Source organism: Pseudomonas sp. SBT1-2 (assembly GCF_028640875.1).
Classification (GTDB): Bacteria; Pseudomonadota; Gammaproteobacteria; order Pseudomonadales; family Pseudomonadaceae; genus Aquipseudomonas; species Aquipseudomonas chlororaphis_I.
In genome coordinates, this window is record NZ_JAQZAA010000082.1 from 244,314 (window position 1) to 263,434 (window position 19,121).

Here is a 19,121-nt window from a genome sequence, read left to right on the forward strand (position 1 = left end):
TGGCGATCCGCTTTTCTGTAGGAGCGAGCTTGCTCGCGAAACGATTTCCATATCGCATCGCGTGCAAGCCTGGAGATTTTTTCGCGAGCAAGCTCGCTCCTACAAGGAAACGCGATTCCATGTAGCCGCTGCCGCAGGCTGCGATAAGGTCCGCAGGACCTTCCGGCGCCCGACAAAGCAACGCCCGCTGCGCGGTCGATCGCAGCCTGCGGCAGCGGCTACAGGGTTATGCCGAGATGCCGTGCTGGCCGAGGAAGGCCACGAAGGCCTCTTCATCCAGCACCTTGAGGCCCAACTCGTTGGCCTTGGCCAGCTTCGAGCCGGCGCCAGGACCGGCCACCACACAATGGGTCTTGGCCGAAACGGAACCGGCAACCTTGGCGCCCAGGCTTTCCAGCTTGTCCTTGGCCACGTCGCGGCTCATCAGCTCCAGCGAGCCGGTGAGCACCCAGGTCTGGCCAGCCAGCGGCAGCCCTTCCACCACCTTCTTCTCGCTCTGCCAGTGCATGCCGAAGGCTTGCAACTGCGCCTCGATGGCCAGCGCCCGTGTGGCGTTCTCGGCGATATCGAAGAACTCGCGCACGGCCTTGGCCTGCTTCTCCGGCAGGGTCTGGCGCATGTCCAGCCAGTCCGCCTTGACCACACCCTCGAGGGTCCCGAACTTGTCCGCCAGCTTCTGCGCCGCACCCGGCCCCACCGATGGAATGTTCAGCTTGTCGAGCATGCCACCCAGGGTGGTGCTGGCAGCGAACTCGGCGCCCAGGTCACCCTGATCCTGCAACTGCAGCCCGCACTGCTGCGGATCGAGCAAGGCACCGATGACCTGCCGGTTATGGCTGTCCTCGAAGAAGCTGTGAATCTCGTGAGCCACTTCCAGGCCGATATCCGGCAGGTAGGTCAGCACTTCCGGCAAGGCCTGCTGCACGCGCTCCAGGGAGGCCAGGGAGCGCGCCAGGACCTTGGCCGTCTCCTCGCCCACATCGGGAATGCCCAGGGCATAGATGAAGCGCGCCAGGCCCGGCTTCTTGCTGTCTTCGATGGCCTTGAGCAGCTTGTTGCTGGAGACCTCGGCGAAGCCTTCCAGGTCGATGATCTGCTCGTACTTGAGCTTGTAGAGGTCGGCCGGTGAGCCGATGAGTTTTTCGTCCACCAGCTGTTCGATGGTCTTGTCGCCCAGCCCTTCGATATCCATCGCCCGACGGGAAACGAAGTGGATGATCGCCTGCTTGAGCTGCGCACCACAGGCCAGGCGACCGACGCAGCGGTACACCGCGCCCTCGCTGATGGTTTCCTTGCCCTTGCTGCGCTTGATCAGTTGCGTGCGCTCGACGTGAGAACCGCACACCGGACAAGTTTCTGGGATATGCACCTGGCGTGCGTTTTCCGGACGGCGCTCGGTGACCACCTGCACCACTTGCGGAATCACATCGCCGGCGCGGCGGATGATCACGGTGTCGCCGATCATCAGGCCCAGGCGCGCCACTTCGTCCATGTTGTGCAGGGTCGCGTTGGAGACGGTGACACCCGCCACCTTGACCGGCCTCAGGCGCGCCACCGGGGTTACCGCGCCGGTACGGCCGACCTGGAATTCCACGTCCAGCAGCTCGGTCAGCTCTTCCATCGCCGGGAACTTGTGGGCGATTGCCCAGCGCGGCTCCCGCGCCCGGAAGCCCAGTTCGCGCTGCGAGGCAATGCTGTTGACCTTGAACACCACGCCGTCGATTTCATAGGGCAAGCCATTGCGGCGCTCGCCGATATCGCGGTAGTAATCCAGGCATTCGTCGATGCCCTTGGCCAGCTTCAGCTCGCGACTGACAGGCATGCCCCAGTGCTTGAGCTGCTCCAGATTGCCGATATGGGTGTCGGCGATATCCGCAGTGACCTGGCCGATCCCGTAGCAGCAGAATTCCAGCGGACGGCTGGCGGTGATCTTCGAATCCAGCTGGCGCAAGCTGCCGGCCGCGGCGTTACGCGGGTTGGCGAAGGTCTTGCCACCCACTTCCAGCTGCGCGGCATTCAGCCGCTCGAAACCGGCCTTGGACATGTAGACCTCGCCGCGCACCTCGAGGGTCGCCGGCCAGCCGCTGCCGTGCAGCTTCAGCGGAATGTTGCGCACGGTGCGCACGTTGACGCTGATGTCTTCGCCGGTGGTGCCGTCGCCGCGGGTCGCGCCGCGCACCAGCACACCGTCCAGATACAGCAGGCTGACCGCCAGGCCATCGAGCTTCGGCTCGCAGCTGTATTCCACCGCCGCCCCGCCACCGAACAGATCGCCCACCGGCAGGTCGAGCCCCTCGGTCACCCGACGATCGAACTCACGCATGTCGGTTTCTTCGAAGGCGTTGCCCAGGCTGAGCATGGGGATTTCGTGGCGCACCTGAGTGAAGGCCGAGAGCGCCGCGCTACCCACGCGCTGGGTCGGCGAATCACTGCTGACCAGCTCCGGGTGCTCGGCTTCCAGCGCCTTGAGTTCGTGGAACAGGCGATCGTATTCGGCGTCGGGAATGCTCGGCTCGTCGAGGACGTGGTAGCGGTAGTTGTGCTGATCCAGCTCAGCGCGCAGCTCAAGAATGCGGGTTTCGACGGCGGTCATGGTGTTCTCTCAAAAAGCAAAAGAGCAGCCTAGGCTGCTCAATATTTGTCTGGAGGGTCTTGCGACCCTGTCGCGAGCCTGCTCCGGCAGGCCAAGGGTTATGCCGGAGCGGCTGGCTCGCGAAGCGCTCAGCGCTTCTGGGTCAGGGCGCGACGCTCGAATTCGACGATGCGCTGACGGTAGTGTTCGATGGTCTGGGCGGTCAGTACGCTGCGCTGGTCGTCCTTCAGTTCGCCGTTCAGTTCCTGGGACAGCTTGCGCGCCGCAGCCACCATCACGTCGAAAGCCTGCTTCGGATGACGCGGGCCTGGCAGGCCGAGGAAGAAGCTCACGGCCGGAGTGCTGAAGTGGTCGATGTCGTCCAGGTCGAACACGCCTGGCTTGACCGCGTTGGCCATGGAGAACAGTACTTCGCCATTGCCAGCCATGCTTTCGTGACGGTGGAAAATATCCATCTCGCCAAAGCGCAGGCCGCTTTCCAGGATGTTCTGCAACAGCGCCGGCCCCTTGAAGCCGCCGGCATCACGGCAGATCACGCTGATCACCAGCACTTCTTCGGCTTGCGGCTGGTCCTTGTCGGCGTAGCCGGAAGCCTTGGTTTCATCCGGGAAGTCGTCGTCACGGCTGCTGAAGCTCGGGCCGCCGTCCAGGTCCAGGTTGAGGTTCAGGTCGCCCTGCTGTGGCTCGCTGCCACGCTTGCCACGCTTGGAACCAGACTCGCGCGGTTCGCGCGCCGGCGCGCTCATCGACGGCAGGTCGTGCTCATCGAGTTGCGGTTCCTTATGGGTATCCAGCACGCGGGGCGGGCCCAGCAGTTCGGCACTGCTGTCATCGTCCGGCAGGTTGGACAGGCTACGATCCAGACGGAATTTCAACTTCCCCTTGCCGCCGCGCATACGGCGCCAGCCATCAAAAAGAATACCGGCAATGACAATGATGCCGATGACGATCAGCCACTCGCGCAGACCGATTTCCATGTAATCCCGTGCCTCTATGAAAAATGCTGAAAAATAAGAGGTTTAGCAAACTGCAAACCGCTTTAAAACGTGGCGCCAACTCTATGTTCTGACTGGCCTTTTGCCCACGTATAGGAAAAATTGACATTAAACTAGCACGACCAAAGACAACTTTACACCGTCTGTCGCAACGGCTTCATTCAATATGTCGATCAGCCTGTACTCGGCGCAGGTAAAAAACTCTTACTTGTCACTTACATACCGGCTTTGGTCGCCCGGATATCAGGCGTCCACCATCGCCATCGCCTCCTCGACATCCACGGCTACCAGGCGTGAACAGCCGGGCTCGTGCATCGTCACGCCCATCAATTGATCGGCCATTTCCATGGCGATCTTGTTGTGGGTGATATAGATGAACTGCACCGTCTGCGACATCTCTTTAACCAGCCTTGCGTAGCGTCCAACGTTAGCGTCATCCAGCGGAGCGTCAACTTCGTCGAGCATGCAGAACGGCGCCGGGTTCAACTTGAAGATGGCAAATACCAGCGCCAGGGCCGTCAATGCTTTCTCACCACCGGACAACAAATGAATGGTGCTGTTCTTCTTCCCTGGCGGACGCGCCATGATCGTTACCCCTGTATCGAGTAGATCTTCGCCCGTCAGTTCCAAATAAGCGCTGCCGCCACCGAAAACTTTTGGAAAGAGTGCCTGTAAACCGCCGTTAATCTGATCAAAGGTATCCTTGAAACGATTACGGGTTTCCTTGTCGATCTTGCGAATCACGTTTTCCAGGGTTTCCAGGGCTTCCACCAGATCGGCGTCCTGGGCGTCCAGATAACGCTTGCGCTCGGACTGCTGCTGGTACTCATCGATGGCCGCGAGGTTGATCGCCCCCAGGCGCTGGATACGCGCGGCAATCCGCTCGAGCTCTTCCTCGGCCTCTTTCTCGCTGGCCTGTTCGGTCAGCGTGGCGAGCACGCCCTGCAAGTCGTAGCCGTCTTCCAGCAACTGGTCCTGCAAGGTCTTGCGGCGCACGCTCAGGGCCTGCCATTCCATGCGCTGCTGTTCGAGCTGGCCACGGATCAATTGCGATTGCTGCTCGGCCTGGGTCCGGCGTTTTTCCGCGTCGCGCAATTCGCGGTCGGCATCCTCCATGGCGATCTGCGCGCTCTTGAGTTCGACGTCGACGGTCATGCGTTTTTCCAGCAACTCCTCGAGCTTCAGGCGCAGCTCTTCCAGCGGTGCGGCGCCCTCCTCCAGGTTCAGGCTGAGCTGTTCGCGCTTCTCCGTCAGGCGCTCCGATTGCAGCTCCAGGCGTTCCAGGGCCTGGCGGGTGGAATCGTGCTGGGCCTTGAGCGAACCCAGGCGTACCGCCAGTTGGTGAGCGTGATCCTTGTGCTGGCGAGCCTCCTGGCGCACCCGGTCCAGGCGCTCACGCAAACTGTCGCGCTGGGCCAGCAGCAATTCGCGCTGCTCGGTGTCCAGGGCCATGCTGTCGAGGGCTTCCTGCAGCTGCAGACGGGCTTCGCCCACCTGCTCGTGCTCCACGGCGCGCTGCTCGCCCAGCTCCGCCACTTCTTCATCCAGACGGGTACGGCGCAGGGCCAGCTGTTCGGCCTTGGCCTTGCCGGCGGAAAGCTTGGCTTTCAATTCACCCTGCTGACGGGCTTCGTCCTGCAGCAGGCGGCGCAGGTGTTCGCGACCGTTCTCCTGCTGGCGCTGTTGCGCACGCAGGTTCTGCAAGTGGGTTTCCAGGTCTTCCACGCTGGCTTCGCGCTCGTCGCGCTCTTGGCTCAACTGCTCGATTTCCTGGTTGCGCGCGAGCATGCCGCTTTCCGCTTCGCTGGCGCGGCGCACTCGCAGGAAATGCCGGCCGACCCAGAAACCGTCGCGGCTGATCAGGCTCTCGCCGGCCGCCAACTGGCCACGCAGGGCAAGAGCCTGTTCAAGGTTTTCCACCGGTTTGACCTGACCCAGCCAGGGCGCCAGGTCGACCTGGGCATCGACCTTGTCCAGCAGGCTGCCGGGTATCCGCGCGCCCTCGCCCGCCAGCTGGAGCAGGCGCAGATCGCCCTGCTCGAACCCGGCCAGGTCAAAGCCGGCAAAGTCGTCGACCAACACCGCTTGCAGGTCGGCGCCGAGCACGGTTTCCACCGCCAGTTCCCAACCGGCCTCAACCTTCAAGCCTTCGGCCAAACGCGGACGCTCGGCCAGCTGTTGCTCCTGTAGCCATTGCGCCGTGCCAGTCCCCGGATTGAGCGCTGCCTGCTGCAAAGCCTCCAGCGAGGCCAGGCGACCATTGAGACGTTGCAATTCGCCCTGGGCCTGCTGCTGGGCCTGGGTCGCCTGATGCAGCTCCTGGCGCAGTTGCTCCAGGCGCTCGACCTGACCGTCTTCGCTGGCCTGCAAATCTTCCAGGGTCGCCTCGCTCGCCGCGAGTTGTTCATTGAGTTCGAGGATTGCCGCGTCTTCCGGATCGGCGGCGAGCAACGCGCGCTCCTCCACCAGACGCCGCTGGCGCTCGCCCAGACGCTCCATGCTGCCTTCGAGCTGCTGGATACGCGACTGCTGCACCTCGGCCTGGCGCCGCGGCTCGGCGGACTTGAGGTTGAATGCGTCCCACTGCTCCTGCCAGCCGTGCATGGTGGCTTCGGCTTCTTCCAGGGCCGCGGCAGCCTCTTCGGCGGCGGCGCTGGTGACTTCCTGCTCGGGCTCGAGCATTTCCAGCTCTTCACCGAGGGTGGCGAGCAAGGTGCGGTCGTGACCCAGGTGGGATTCGGTCTCCTGGCGTGCACGCTCGGCCTCGCGCAAGTCGTCCTGCAACTGGCGCAGACGCTGCTGACCGTGCTGGATGCTCTGCTCGACCCGAGCGATATCGCCGCCGACCGAATAGAAGCGCCCCTGCACCAGATTGAAGCGCTCGGACAGCTCATGGTGACCGTCGCGCAGGCGCTCGATGGCGGCGTCGGCATTGCGTTGTTCCGCCACCAGGGCTTCAAAGCCGACTTCCTGGTTGCCGATGATCGATTCGCGCTGGCCGACCTGCTCGTTAAGCTCCTGCCAGCGCAACGCCGACAGCTGGGCCTTGAGCTGACGCTCCTCGGCTTTGTATTCCTGGTACTTCTCGGCCGCCTGGGCCTGGCGGTGCAGGCGTTCGAGCTGGCGCTCCAGCTCTTCGCGCAGGTCGGTCAGGCGCGCCAGGTTTTCGTGGGTACGGCGGATGCGGTTTTCGGTTTCCCGGCGACGCTCCTTGTACTTGGAAATCCCCGCCGCTTCTTCGATGAAGTTGCGCAGGTCTTCCGGCTTGGCTTCGATCAGCTTGGAGATCATGCCCTGCTCGATGATCGAGTAGCTGCGTGGCCCCAGGCCGGTGCCGAGGAAAATATCGGTAATGTCGCGACGGCGGCACTTGGCGCCGTTGAGGAAATAGCTGTTCTGACTGTCGCGGGTGACCTTGCGGCGGATGGAGATTTCCGCGTAGGCCGCGTACTCGCCGACCAGGGTGCCGTCGGAGTTGTCGAAGACCAGCTCGATGCTGGCCTGGCTCACCGGCTTGCGGCTGGTGGAACCGTTGAAGATGACGTCGGTCATCGACTCGCCGCGCAGGTTCTTGGCCGAGCTCTCGCCCATTACCCAGCGCACGGCGTCGATGATGTTCGACTTGCCGCACCCATTGGGCCCGACCACCGCCGCCATGTTACTGGGGAAGTTCACCGTGGTCGGGTCGACGAAGGATTTGAACCCCGCCAGCTTGATGCACTTGAGCCGCACGCTCAGGCAACCGTCAAGGCGGCGACTACCAGGTCGCAACTGCGCCGGGCATAGGCCGTCAACACCAGGCGGATGGTCGACAGGTCACGGGCCAGCACAGCGGCCAGCAGTTGCTCGAACAGGTCGAGGAATTCGCTCATTTCCGCCTTGCGCTGCTCCAGGGCCAGGAAATAGGCACGGCTCATCGCCGGCTGCAGGTTCTCGACGGTTTCCTGCAGGTACGGGTTGTTGGCGAATGGGTAAGCGGCGCGCATCACGTTGAAGCTGTCTTCGACGAAGCTGCGAATATCCTGGCGCTCGTAGGCGGCGATCAGCCGTTGCTGGATCTGCAGGAATGGCGCCATGTCGGCTTGCAGTTCCCAGCCGCTGGCCACCGAGTTGCCCAGCAGGATGTACAGCTCGCTCATCAGGGTGCACAGGCTCTGCACCTTGTGCGGGGTGAGTTCGGTCACATGGGCGCCACGACGCGGCAGGATGGCGATCAGGTGACGGCGTTCGAGGATCAGCAGGGCCTCGCGGACCGAGCCGCGGCTGACGTTGAGGGCCAGCGTGACCTTCTGTTCCTGAATGCGCTCCCCAGGCTTGAGCTCGCCGCGAATGATGCGTTCGGCGAGGTGGTGAGCGATTTGCTCGGCGAGGCTGTCCGGCGCCTTGAACGTCATGGTTTTCCTTCAAACTCTTAGATCGGTACAAGCGGCGCAGTGTAGCGCAATTGCTACCTCATGGCGGAGTGCCCAAGGGCCTGAATTTGGCACGGAATAAGCAAAAAGCACTGCGGCCCGGGAGGGTCAATACTGTTTGAAAGCGCTTGTTGATCGGCAAAAAGCAATTTCTTGACCCTTAGGTCAGAAATTAATTGACCGAAAAGTCAGACATGACTAAATTCGGCCCACATCGGTTACCAATAATAATGAGTCTGCGAGGCCTTCCGTGATCCAGTTTTTACTCAACCAGGAACTCCGTAGCGAGCACAGCCTGGACCCGAATCTGACGGTGCTCAACTATCTGCGCGAGCACCTGGGCAAGCCCGGCACCAAAGAAGGCTGCGCCAGTGGCGACTGTGGCGCCTGCACCGTGGTGGTCGGCGAATTGCACACCGATGACACGGGCGCGGAGTACATCCGTTATCGCAGCCTCAACTCGTGCCTGACCTTTGTCTCGTCGTTGCACGGCAAGCAGCTGATCAGCGTCGAAGACCTCAAGCACCAGGGCCAGTTGCACAGCGTGCAGAAGGCCATGGTCGAGTGCCACGGCTCGCAGTGCGGCTTCTGCACGCCGGGCTTCGTCATGTCACTGTTCGCCCTGCAGAAGAACTCCGAGCAACCCGACTCGCACAAGGCCCATGAAGCCCTGGCCGGCAACCTGTGCCGCTGCACCGGCTACCGTCCGATCCTCGCCGCCGCCGAGCAGGCCTGTTGCAACAAGCAGCCTGACCAGTTCGACGCCCGCGAAGCCGAGACCATCGCGCGCCTGAAAGCCATCGCCCCCAGCGACACCGGCGAGCTGAACAGTGGCGACAAACGTTGCCTGGTACCGCTGACCGTATCCGACCTGGCCGACCTGTATGACGCCTACCCGCAAGCCCGGCTGCTGGCCGGCGGCACCGACCTGGCGCTGGAAGTCACCCAGTTCCACCGCCCGCTGCCGGTGATGATCTACGTCGGCAACGTCGCCGAAATGAAACGCGTCGAACGCTTCGACGACCGCCTGGAAATCGGCGCCGCCACCGCCCTCTCCGATTGCTACGACGCCCTCAAGGCCGAGTACCCGGACTTCGGCGAGCTGCTGCAACGCTTCGCCTCGCTGCAGATCCGCAATCAGGGCACCCTGGGCGGCAACATCGGCAACGCCTCGCCCATTGGCGACTCGCCACCCTTGCTGATCGCCCTGGGCGCGCAGATCGTCCTGTGCAAAGGCAACACCCGCCGCACCCTGGCCCTGGAAGACTATTTCATCGACTACCGCGTCACTGCGCGCCAGGAAAGCGAGTTCATCGAGAAGATCATCGTGCCGCGGGCCAGCGCCCAGCAGCTGTTCCGCGCCTACAAGGTGTCCAAGCGCCTGGACGACGATATTTCCGCGGTCTGCGCAGCCTTCAACCTGCGCATCGAAAACGGCGTGATCGCCGACGCCCGCGTGGCCTTCGGCGGCATGGCCGCCACCCCGAAACGCGCCAAGCACTGTGAAGCCGCACTACTCGGCGCCGCTTGGAACGAGACCACAGTCGAACGTGCCTGCGCCGCCCTGGGCGAGGACTTCACCCCGCTTTCGGACTTCCGCGCCAGCAAGGAATACCGCCTGCTCAGCGCCCAGAACCTGCTGCGCAAATACTTCATCGAACTGCAAACACCGCACATCGAGACCCGGGTGACCGCTTATGTCTAATCATCACAACGTCGAGAAGACTCAAGCCGAACTGAGCGCCCTGTTTCAGCAGGACCTGACCACCGGCGTCGGGCGCAGCGTCAAGCACGACAGCGCCGTCAAGCATGTGTCCGGCGAAGCGGTGTACATCGATGACCGGCTGGAATTCCCCAACCAGCTGCATGTCTATGCGCGTCTCTCGGACCGGGCCCACGCGAAGATCCTCAGCATCGACACCGCGCCCTGCTACACCTTCGACGGCGTGCGTATCGTCATCACCCACAAGGACATTCCGGGGCTGAAAGACATCGGCCCACTGCTGCCCGGCGACCCGCTGCTGGCCATCGACGATGTGCAGTTCGTCGGCCAGCCGGTGCTGGCGGTGGCCGCCCGCGACCTGGAAACCGCGCGCAAGGCGGCCATGGCCGCGGTCATCGAATACGAGGACCTGGAGCCGGTGCTGGACGTGGTCGAAGCCCTGCGCAAACGCCACTTCGTCCTCGACAGCCACACCCACCAGCGCGGCGACTCGGCCAAGGCCCTGGCCAGCGCCGAGCATCGCCTGCAGGGCACCCTGCACATCGGCGGCCAGGAACACTTCTACCTGGAGACCCAGATCTCCTCGGTGATGCCCACCGAAGACGGCGGCATGATCGTCTACTGCTCGACCCAGAACCCCACCGAAGTGCAGAAGCTGGTGGCCGAGGTGCTGGACGTGTCGATGAACAAGATCGTGGTCGACATGCGCCGCATGGGCGGTGGTTTCGGCGGCAAGGAAACCCAGGCCGCCAGCCCGGCATGCCTGTGCGCGGTGATCGCGCACCTCACCGGCCAGCCGACCAAGATGCGCCTGCCGCGGGTCGAAGACATGCTGATGACCGGCAAGCGCCACCCCTTCTATATCGAGTACGACGTCGGCTTCGACAGCACCGGGCGCCTGCACGGCATCCAGCTGGAGCTGGCCGGCAACTGCGGTTGCTCGCCGGACCTGTCGGCCTCGATCGTCGACCGGGCGATGTTCCACGCCGACAACTCGTACTACCTGGGCGACGCCACCATCAACGGCCATCGCTGCAAGACCAACACCGCGTCGAACACCGCCTACCGTGGTTTCGGCGGCCCGCAAGGCATGGTCGCCATCGAGGAAGTGATGGACGCCATCGCCCGCCATCTGGCGCTCGACCCGCTGGCGGTGCGCAAGGCCAACTACTACGGCAAGATCGAACGCAACATTACGCACTACTACCAGACCGTCGAGCACAACATGCTCGAAGAAATGACCGCCGAGCTGGAAGCCAGCAGCCAGTACGCCGAGCGCCGCGAAGCGATCCGCCGCTACAACGCAGGCAGCCCGATCCTGAAAAAAGGCCTGGCGCTGACCCCGGTGAAATTCGGCATTTCCTTCACCGCCAGCTTCCTCAACCAGGCCGGCGCGCTGGTGCATGTCTACACCGACGGCAGCATCCACCTGAACCACGGCGGCACGGAAATGGGCCAGGGCCTGAACACCAAGGTGGCGCAGGTGGTGGCCGAAGTGTTCCAGGTGGAAATCGACCGGGTGCAGATCACCGCAACCAACACCGACAAGGTGCCCAACACCTCGCCGACTGCCGCCTCCAGCGGCGCCGACCTGAACGGCAAGGCCGCGCAGAATGCCGCCGAAACCATCAAGAAACGCCTGGTGGAGTTCGCTGCCCGGCAGTACAAGGTCAGCGAGGAAGATGTGGAATTCCACAACGGCCATGTGCGGGTCCGCGACCAGATCCTGAGCTTCGAGGAGCTGATCCAGCAGGCCTATTTCGCCCAGGTCTCGCTGTCCAGCACCGGCTTCTACAAGACTCCGAAAATCTACTACGACCGTGCCCAGGCCCGTGGCCGGCCGTTCTACTACTTCGCCTACGGCGCCGCCTGCGCCGAGGTGATAGTCGACACCCTGACCGGCGAGTACAAGATGCTGCGCACCGACATCCTGCATGACGTCGGCGCCTCGCTGAACCCGGCCATCGACATCGGCCAGGTGGAAGGCGGCTTTATCCAGGGCATGGGCTGGCTGACCATGGAAGAGCTGGTGTGGAACGCCAAGGGCAAATTGATGACCAACGGCCCGGCCAGCTACAAGATTCCGGCAGTGGCCGACATGCCGCTGGACCTGCGGGTCAAGCTGGTGGAAAACCGCAAGAACCCGGAAGACACGGTGTTCCACTCCAAGGCCGTGGGCGAGCCGCCGTTCATGCTCGGCATCGCTGTCTGGTGCGCGATCAAGGACGCCGTGGCCAGCCTTGGCGATTACCGGCACCAGCCAAGGATCGACGCGCCGGCCACGCCGGAGCGGGTGTTGTGGGGCTGCGAGCAGATGCGCCAGTTGAAGGTGACCAAGGCCGTCGAGGCCGAGTCTGAACTGGCACCGCTCTAGACCGAGGTGCGCCCATCGCGGGCAGGCCTCGCTCCTACGAACAGGTGACACGCGAACGACGCATAACCTGTAGGAGCGAGGCTTGCCCGCGATGATGGCCGAACAGACAACAGCGATGTTGAGGTGAAACATGTACAACTGGATCAGCGCCCTCGCCGACCTGCAAACCCGCGGTGAACCCTGCGTGCTGGTGACTATCATCGAAGAGCTGGGTTCGACGCCACGCAATGCCGGCTCGAAAATGGTCATCAGCGCCACCCAGAGTTTCGACACCATCGGCGGTGGCCACCTGGAATACAAGGCCATGCAGATCGCCCGCGAGATGCTCGCCAGCGGCAAGCAGGACACCCACCTGGAGCGCTTCAGCCTGGGCGCCAGCCTCGGCCAGTGCTGCGGCGGCGTGACCGTGTTGCTGTTCGAACCCATGGGCCAGGTCCAGGCGCAGATCGCGGTCTTCGGCGCCGGCCATGTCGGCCGCGCCCTGGTGCCGCTGCTCGCCAGCCTGCCGTGCAAGGTGCGCTGGATCGACTCACGGGAACAGGAATTCCCCGAGCAGATCCCCCAGAGCGTGCGCAAGATCGTCAGTGAAGAGCCCGTCGATGAAATCGACGACCTGCCCGCCGGCAGCTACTGCATCGTCATGACCCACAATCACCAGCTCGACCTGGAACTCACCGCCGCGATTCTCAAGCGCAACGACTTCGCCTACTTCGGCCTGATCGGCTCGAAGACCAAGCGGGTGAAGTTCGAACACCGCCTGCGCGAGCGCGGCTTCGACAACAGCGTGCTGCAACGCATGCGCTGCCCGATGGGGCTGGGCGAGGTCAAAGGCAAGTTGCCTGTGGAAATCGCCATCTCCATCGCCGGCGAAATCATCGCCACCTATAACGCCAATTTCGGCCAGCACAGCGCCCGCGCCGAACCCATTGCCAAGCTGCTGCCGGCCTCGCGCCGCAGCCATGCCTCCCATTAAAAAGCCACGAACCGAGACTGCCTCATGCCTCTGACTCGCAAAGCCTACCGTGCCGCCATCCTGCACAGCATCGCCGACCCCGCCGAGGTCGGCATCGAAGCCTCCTACGAGTACTTCGAGGATGGCCTGCTGGTGGTCGACAATGGCCAGATCAGTGCCCTCGGCCACGCCAGCGAATTGCTCGCCAGTTTGCCCGCCGATACCGAGATCACTCACTACAAGGATGCGCTGATCACCCCAGGCTTTATCGACACCCATATCCACCTGCCGCAGACCGGTATGGTCGGTGCCTACGGCGAGCAGTTGCTGGACTGGCTCAACACCTACACCTTTCCTTGCGAAAGCCAGTTCGCCGACCGGGCCCATGCCGAGGAAGTGGCGGAGATTTTCATCAAGGAGCTGCTGCGCAACGGCACCACCACCGCCCTGGTCTTCGGCAGCGTGCATCCGCAATCGGTGAATGCCTTTTTCGCAGCGGCCGAAAAGCTCGATCTGCGGATGATCGCCGGCAAGGTGATGATGGACCGCAACGCTCCCGACTACCTGACCGACACCGCCGAATCCAGCTACCTGGAAAGCAAGGCACTGATCGAGCGCTGGCATGGCAAGGGTCGCCTGCACTACGCGGTGACACCACGTTTCGCCCCGACCAGCACCCCGGAACAACTGACCCTCGCCGGCCAGTTGCTCGGTGAGTACCCCGACCTGTACATGCAGACCCACATCAGCGAGAACCTGCAGGAAGTCGAATGGGTCAAGGAGCTGTTCCCGGAGCGCAAGGGCTACCTGGATGTGTACGACCACTACCAATTGCTGGGCGAACGCTCGGTGTTCGCCCACGGCGTGCACCTGTGCGACGACGAATGCGCGCGCCTGGCGCAGACCGGTTCGGCCGTGGCCTTCTGCCCGACCTCGAACCTGTTCCTCGGCAGCGGCCTGTTCAACCTGCCGATGGCCGAGAAACACAAACTGAATGTCGGCCTCGGTACCGACGTCGGCGGTGGCACCAGCTTCTCGCTGCTGCAGACCCTGAACGAAGCCTACAAGGTCATGCAACTGCAGGGCGCGCGCCTGAGCCCGTTCAAGTCGCTGTACCTGGCCACCCTCGGCGGCGCCCGCGCACTGCGCCTGGAAGAGCGGATCGGCACCTTGCAGCCGGGCACCGACGCCGACTTCCTGGTGCTCGACTACAACGCCACGCCGCTGCTGAGCTATCGCCTGAAGCAGTCCAAGAGCATCGCCGAGACCCTGTTCGTGCTGATGACCCTGGGCGACGACCGCACCGTGGCGCAGACCTATGCCGCGGGTAATCTGGTGCACCAGCGCTAATCCCGAAAACGAAAAATCCCCCGCCTCAGATTCTGGGGCGGGGGATTTTTTTACCTGCTGTAAACCCTGTAGGAGCGAGCTTGCTCGCGAAAAGATCGCCAACGATGACGCGTCTTGGCAGACAGGTCGCCGCTTCGCGGCTATCGCGAGCAAGCTCGCTCCTACAGAGAGATGGCGTTACAGCTTGGCGGGAGAACGGCCCGGCTTCTTGGTTTGCAGCAGGTGCGAGAACACCGCGTGCAGGTCGTCCGAGGCGCTTTCTTCGTCGAGGTTGAGCTTGCTGTCGATGTGATCCATGTGATGCATCATCAGGGTCACCGCCAGCTCCGCGTCGCGGGCCTCGATGGCGTCGATCAACTGGGTGTGCTCGTCGTAGGAACAGTGCGAGCGGTTGCCGCTTTCATACTGGGCGATGATCAGCGATGTCTGCGACACCAGGCTGCGCTGGAAGCTGATCAGCGGGGCATTCTTCGCCGCTTCGGCAAGCTTCAGGTGGAACTCGCCCGACAAGCGGATACCGGCGCCGCGATCGCCGCGGGAGAAGCTGTCGCGCTCGTCGTTGACCATCTGCCGCAGCTCGGCAAGCTGCTCGGCCGTGGCATGCTGCACCGCCAGTTCGGTGATCGCCCGCTCCACCAGCCGGCGCGCCATGAACACCTGGCGGGCTTCCTCGACACTCGGGCTGGCCACGACCGCGCCGCGATTGGGCCGCAGCAGCACCACGCCTTCATGGGCCAGGCGCGACAGCGCCCGACGAATGATAGTGCGGCTGACCCCGAAAATTTCCCCCAGCGCCTCTTCGCTCAACTTGGTGCCGGGCGCCAGGCGCTGTTCGAGGATGGCCTCGAAGATATGCGCGTAGACAATATCGTCCTGGGTCCCGCTGCGACCGGCCTTGCCTGCTCGCGGTTGTTTCTTGAGGGGTTGCAACTGTTCGTTCATGGGCACTCGAGTCGGGAGAACTGCGGCGAATTGACCGTGACTGTAATACGGCACAGTGGGTCGCTGACAAGTATCGCGTAAAAACAATGGCACATTGTACACAACCCATAGGGTTTATTCGCAATAACTCTATGGTCCACGGGCTGTCGCAACGACTGTACGGCCATTTGCCGCCCTGGCTGTATTGCAATGAATGGTTACTTTTACGTTTAGGCTTGGCCCCTGCTTTCGCCACCCAACGCCCCTGCACCGGGCTTTCGGGTGGCAGATATCTTCATCAGAACAAGGAACAGTGCTCCATGTCCGACGCCTCCCTCGCGCCGTTACGTCCCCTGGCCGATACTTCGCCCTCGGCCGTAGTCGCCGGCTTCATCGCCATGATGACCGGCTACACCAGCTCCCTGGTGCTGATGTTCCAGGCCGGACAGGCCGCCGGGCTGACCAGCGGGCAGATTTCCTCCTGGATCTGGGCCATCTCCATCGGCATGGCCGTGTGCAGCATCGGCCTGTCCTTGCGCTACCGCACCCCGATCACCGTCGCCTGGTCGACCCCCGGCGCCGCGCTGTTGATCACCAGCCTGTCCGGGGTGAGCTACGGCGAAGCCATCGGCGCCTATATCACCTGCGCGGTGCTGGTGACCATCTGCGGCCTGACCGGCAGCTTCGAACGCCTGGTCAAGCGCATTCCGGCCTCGCTCGCCGCGGCGCTACTGGCGGGCATCCTGTTCAAGATCGGCAGCGAGATCTTCGTCGCGGCGCAGCACCGCACTGGCCTGGTGCTGGGCATGTTCTTCAGCTACTTGCTGGTCAAGCGCCTGTCACCACGCTACGCGGTGCTCGCCGCGCTGTTGATCGGCACCGCGCTGGCCGGCGTGATGGGCCTGCTGGACTTCAGCCAGTTCCACCTGGAAGTCGCCACACCGGTGTGGACCACTCCGCACTTCTCCCTGGCGGCGACCATCAGCATCGGCATCCCGCTGTTCGTGGTGGCCATGACCTCGCAGAACATGCCCGGGGTCGCGGTGCTGCGCGCCGACGGCTACAACGTGCCCGCCTCGCCGCTGGTCACCACCACCGGTATCGCCTCCCTGCTGCTGGCGCCATTCGGCTCCCACGGCATCAACCTGGCGGCCATCAGCGCGGCGATCTGCACCGGCCCCCATGCCCACGAGGACCGCAACAAGCGCTACACCGCGGCGGTCTGGTGCGGGATTTTCTATGGCATCGCCGGGATCTTCGGCGCCACCCTGGCGGCCTTGTTCGCGGCACTGCCCAAGGAGCTGGTGCTGTCGATCGCCGCCCTGGCGCTGTTCGGCTCGATCATCAACGGCCTGAGCATCGCCATGAGCCAGGTGAAGGAGCGCGAGGCAGCGTTGATCACCTTTATGGTGACGGCCTCGGGCCTGACCCTGTTTTCCGTCGGCTCGGCGTTCTGGGGAATCGTGGCCGGCGTGCTGACCCTGGTGATCCTGAACTGGAACAACGAATAAGCCTGTGGCCGCTGCCGCAGGCTGCGATCGCGACCGAAGGGTGCGCAAGGCCTCAGGATCGCTGAAGCCCTTCGGGCTTATCGCAGCCTACGGCAGCGGCTACAACCTGCCCACGCGAAATCCCGGGAAACAGGCCCGAGGCATATAAAGGTTCTGCGGGGGGAATAAATAGATGAAGGCTGTACAGCGACAGCCGTGAGCCGGTAGCCCGGACGGGCCACCGACTCACGACTCAGCACATCAGGCTACCGGATTGATCGAGTTTTCCGGGTACCAGACGTCCAGCAGCGGGCTGACTTCAACGCTGGTCAGCTCGGTGCGGGCCTTGAGCCAGGCTTCGACCTTGGCACGTTGCTCTTCGCTGACCGAACCGCGTTTGCTCAGGCAAACCAGGCCGAAGTCATCGCCACCAACATAGCCGAGGCCGTTGGCTTCCATCGCTTCTTTGAGGAACGCGTCGAGGAAAGCGTCAATAGCCTCTTCGGCCAGATCTTCTTTGAAATCCAGGTTCAGCTCAAAACCCAGCTCCTGAAATTCATCTACGCACAGTTTTTTGCGCAGACGGCGGGAACGGTTAGTGGCCATGGAACAATCCTCATAAGTAATAACGGGCGGCACTTTACCAGTTTAAGCAACCGATTGCCTGACTCTATGAGGGCCTTGGCCGGCCATTGGGAAAAAAATAGCGGATTCGCCCGACGCGGCACGGCACAAGCCGCTATACCTTGGGGCATAATGCCGACACTTTCGTGACCACTGAGGGAATTTATCGTCATGCCCTCGTCTTTTCTCCCCTCGGCTGTAGGGTTTTACTTCACATGATCAAATCTTTGCGCCCACTTTTTCTTGCCGGTCTTCTTCTGCCCCTGGCCATTTCCGTTTCCGCAGCCCCCGTCAACACCACCCTTTCGCCCAAGGTTCAACAGGCCCTCAAGGCCAGCAAACTGCAAGACAACGCCCTGTCGCTGGTGATGATCCCGCTCAACGGCCCGGGCACGGCCACGATCTACAACGCCGACGTGTCGGTCAACCCGGCCTCCACCATGAAACTGGTCACCACCTACGCCGCCCTGGAAATGCTCGGCCCGACCCACCAGTGGAAAACCGAGTTCTATACCGACGGCACCCTGAGCGGCGGCATCCTCAATGGCAACCTGTACCTCAAGGGCGGCGGCGACCCCAAGCTGAACATGGAAAAACTCTGGTTGCTGATGCGCGACCTGCGGGCCAACGGCGTGCAGCAAGTGACCGGCGACCTGGTGCTGGACCGCAACTTCTTCGTGCAGCCGCAACTGCCGCAGTTCAACGACGACGGCAATGACGAGAACAAGCCGTTCCTGGTCAAGCCCGACTCGCTGCTGGTCAACCTCAAGGCCCTGCGCTTCGTGGCGCGCAATGACTCGGGCAAGGTGCTGATTTCCGTCGAACCGCCGATTGCCAGCATTCGCATCGACAATCAGGTCAAGGCCGTCGGCGGTAAACAGTGCACCGGCAACGTTCGCTACAACCCGGTCCCGCAGGCGGACGGCGGCGTCACCGTGACCGTCAACGGCCAGTTGGGCGACGGCTGCAGCTCGCAGACCTACCTGTCGCTGCTTGACCACGCGACCTACACCGCCGGCGCCGTACGCGCCATCTGGAAGGAACTGGGCGGCAGCATCCAGGGCAAGGACCGCCTGGCCGCCGTGCCATCCAGCGCCAAGGTGCTGGCCCGGGCCTTCTCGCCGGACCTGGCGGAAATCATCCGCGACATCAACAAATACAGTAACAACACCATGGCCCAGCAGCTGTTCCTCAGCCTCGGCGCGCAATACCGCACCGAAGCCGATGGCGACGATGCCAAGGCAGCGCAACGAGTGGTGCGTCAGTGGCTGGCCAAGAAAGGCATCACCGCGCCGCATCTGGTGATGGAGAACGGTTCGGGCTTGTCCCGTGCCGAACGGGTCAGCGCCCGCGAAATGGCCTCCATGCTGCAAGCGGCCTGGAGAAGCCCGTACTCGGCGGAGTTCATCAGTTCGATGCCGATCGCCGGCATGGACGGCACCATGCGCAAGCGCCTGAAGCGCACCGCCATGTCCGGTGAAGCCCATGTGAAGACCGGGACCCTGAACACCGTGCGCGCCATCGCCGGCTACAGCCGCGACAGCAACGGCAACACCTGGGCCGTGGTGGCGATCCTCAACGATCCTAAGCCATGGGGCGCGTCCTCGGTGCTCGACCAGGTGCTGCTGGATCTGTATCGCCAGCCGAAACTGGCAGACACCGCTTCGACCCTGTAAGCCGTCACTTG

The 19,121-nt window shown here is 63.1% G+C and carries 12 protein-coding genes; 6 read left to right on the top strand and 6 right to left on the bottom strand.

The window, feature by feature from the left end; all coding sequences use genetic code 11:
- Positions 1 to 226: 226 nt before the first annotated feature.
- The 4 genes from ligA to PVZ78_RS16440 form a co-directional block, all read right to left on the bottom strand.
- Positions 227 to 2,593, bottom strand: a complete 2,367-nt coding sequence (gene ligA / locus PVZ78_RS16425) for an NAD-dependent DNA ligase LigA (RefSeq protein ID WP_009047923.1) — start codon at positions 2,591 to 2,593, stop codon at positions 227 to 229.
- Between the two features lie 128 nt (positions 2,594 to 2,721).
- Positions 2,722 to 3,570 carry a cell division protein ZipA gene (zipA, locus tag PVZ78_RS16430; RefSeq protein ID WP_009047922.1) on the bottom strand — a complete coding sequence of 283 codons (849 nt, stop codon included), beginning with the start codon at positions 3,568 to 3,570 and terminating at the stop codon, positions 2,722 to 2,724.
- A gap of 261 nt (positions 3,571 to 3,831) precedes the next feature.
- Positions 3,832 to 7,320 (bottom strand): chromosome segregation protein SMC, encoded by a 3,489-nt coding sequence (gene smc, locus PVZ78_RS16435; protein WP_053268573.1) that lies wholly within the window; start codon positions 7,318 to 7,320, stop codon positions 3,832 to 3,834.
- A gap of 2 nt (positions 7,321 to 7,322) precedes the next feature.
- Positions 7,323 to 7,982 carry a GntR family transcriptional regulator gene (locus tag PVZ78_RS16440; RefSeq protein ID WP_053268572.1) on the bottom strand — a complete coding sequence of 220 codons (660 nt, stop codon included), beginning with the start codon at positions 7,980 to 7,982 and terminating at the stop codon, positions 7,323 to 7,325.
- 268 nt (positions 7,983 to 8,250) lie between these two features.
- On the opposite strand from PVZ78_RS16440, the gene xdhA reads away from it, so the two are divergent.
- From xdhA to guaD, 4 genes are all read left to right on the top strand, one after another.
- A complete protein-coding gene (gene xdhA, locus PVZ78_RS16445; RefSeq protein ID WP_273828956.1) occupies positions 8,251 to 9,705 on the top strand; it encodes a xanthine dehydrogenase small subunit in 1,455 nt (484 codons plus the stop codon).
- Positions 9,698 to 12,097 carry a xanthine dehydrogenase molybdopterin binding subunit gene (xdhB, locus tag PVZ78_RS16450; RefSeq protein WP_273828957.1) on the top strand — a complete coding sequence of 800 codons (2,400 nt, stop codon included), beginning with the start codon at positions 9,698 to 9,700 and terminating at the stop codon, positions 12,095 to 12,097. The genes xdhA and xdhB overlap by 8 nt, the downstream gene beginning before the upstream one ends.
- Positions 12,098 to 12,227: 130 nt before the next feature.
- Positions 12,228 to 13,070: a xanthine dehydrogenase accessory protein XdhC gene (xdhC, locus tag PVZ78_RS16455; protein ID WP_009047917.1), complete on the top strand. Its 843-nt coding sequence runs from the start codon at positions 12,228 to 12,230 to the stop codon at positions 13,068 to 13,070.
- 24 nt (positions 13,071 to 13,094) lie between these two features.
- Complete coding sequence (guaD, locus tag PVZ78_RS16460; protein ID WP_028682012.1) at positions 13,095 to 14,399, top strand: guanine deaminase; 1,305 nt, start codon at positions 13,095 to 13,097, stop codon at positions 14,397 to 14,399.
- A 177-nt stretch (positions 14,400 to 14,576) separates the two neighbouring features.
- Here guaD and PVZ78_RS16465 read toward each other — a convergent pair whose 3' ends face one another.
- Positions 14,577 to 15,341, bottom strand: coding sequence for a GntR family transcriptional regulator (locus PVZ78_RS16465; protein ID WP_007932193.1), 765 nt, complete (start codon positions 15,339 to 15,341; stop codon positions 14,577 to 14,579).
- A gap of 299 nt (positions 15,342 to 15,640) precedes the next feature.
- Here PVZ78_RS16465 and PVZ78_RS16470 point away from each other — a divergent pair, with 299 nt between their 5' ends.
- Positions 15,641 to 16,831, top strand: a complete 1,191-nt coding sequence (locus PVZ78_RS16470) for a benzoate/H(+) symporter BenE family transporter (RefSeq protein WP_009047915.1) — start codon at positions 15,641 to 15,643, stop codon at positions 16,829 to 16,831.
- Positions 16,832 to 17,071: 240 nt separating this feature from the next.
- On the opposite strand, the gene PVZ78_RS16475 is transcribed toward PVZ78_RS16470, so the two are convergent.
- Positions 17,072 to 17,416, bottom strand: a complete 345-nt coding sequence (locus tag PVZ78_RS16475) for a YggL family protein (protein WP_007932191.1) — start codon at positions 17,414 to 17,416, stop codon at positions 17,072 to 17,074.
- 233 nt (positions 17,417 to 17,649) lie between these two features.
- Here PVZ78_RS16475 and dacB point away from each other — a divergent pair, with 233 nt between their 5' ends.
- Positions 17,650 to 19,110, top strand: coding sequence for a D-alanyl-D-alanine carboxypeptidase/D-alanyl-D-alanine endopeptidase (gene dacB / locus PVZ78_RS16480; RefSeq protein WP_028682010.1), 1,461 nt, complete (start codon positions 17,650 to 17,652; stop codon positions 19,108 to 19,110).
- Positions 19,111 to 19,121 lie beyond the last annotated feature (11 nt).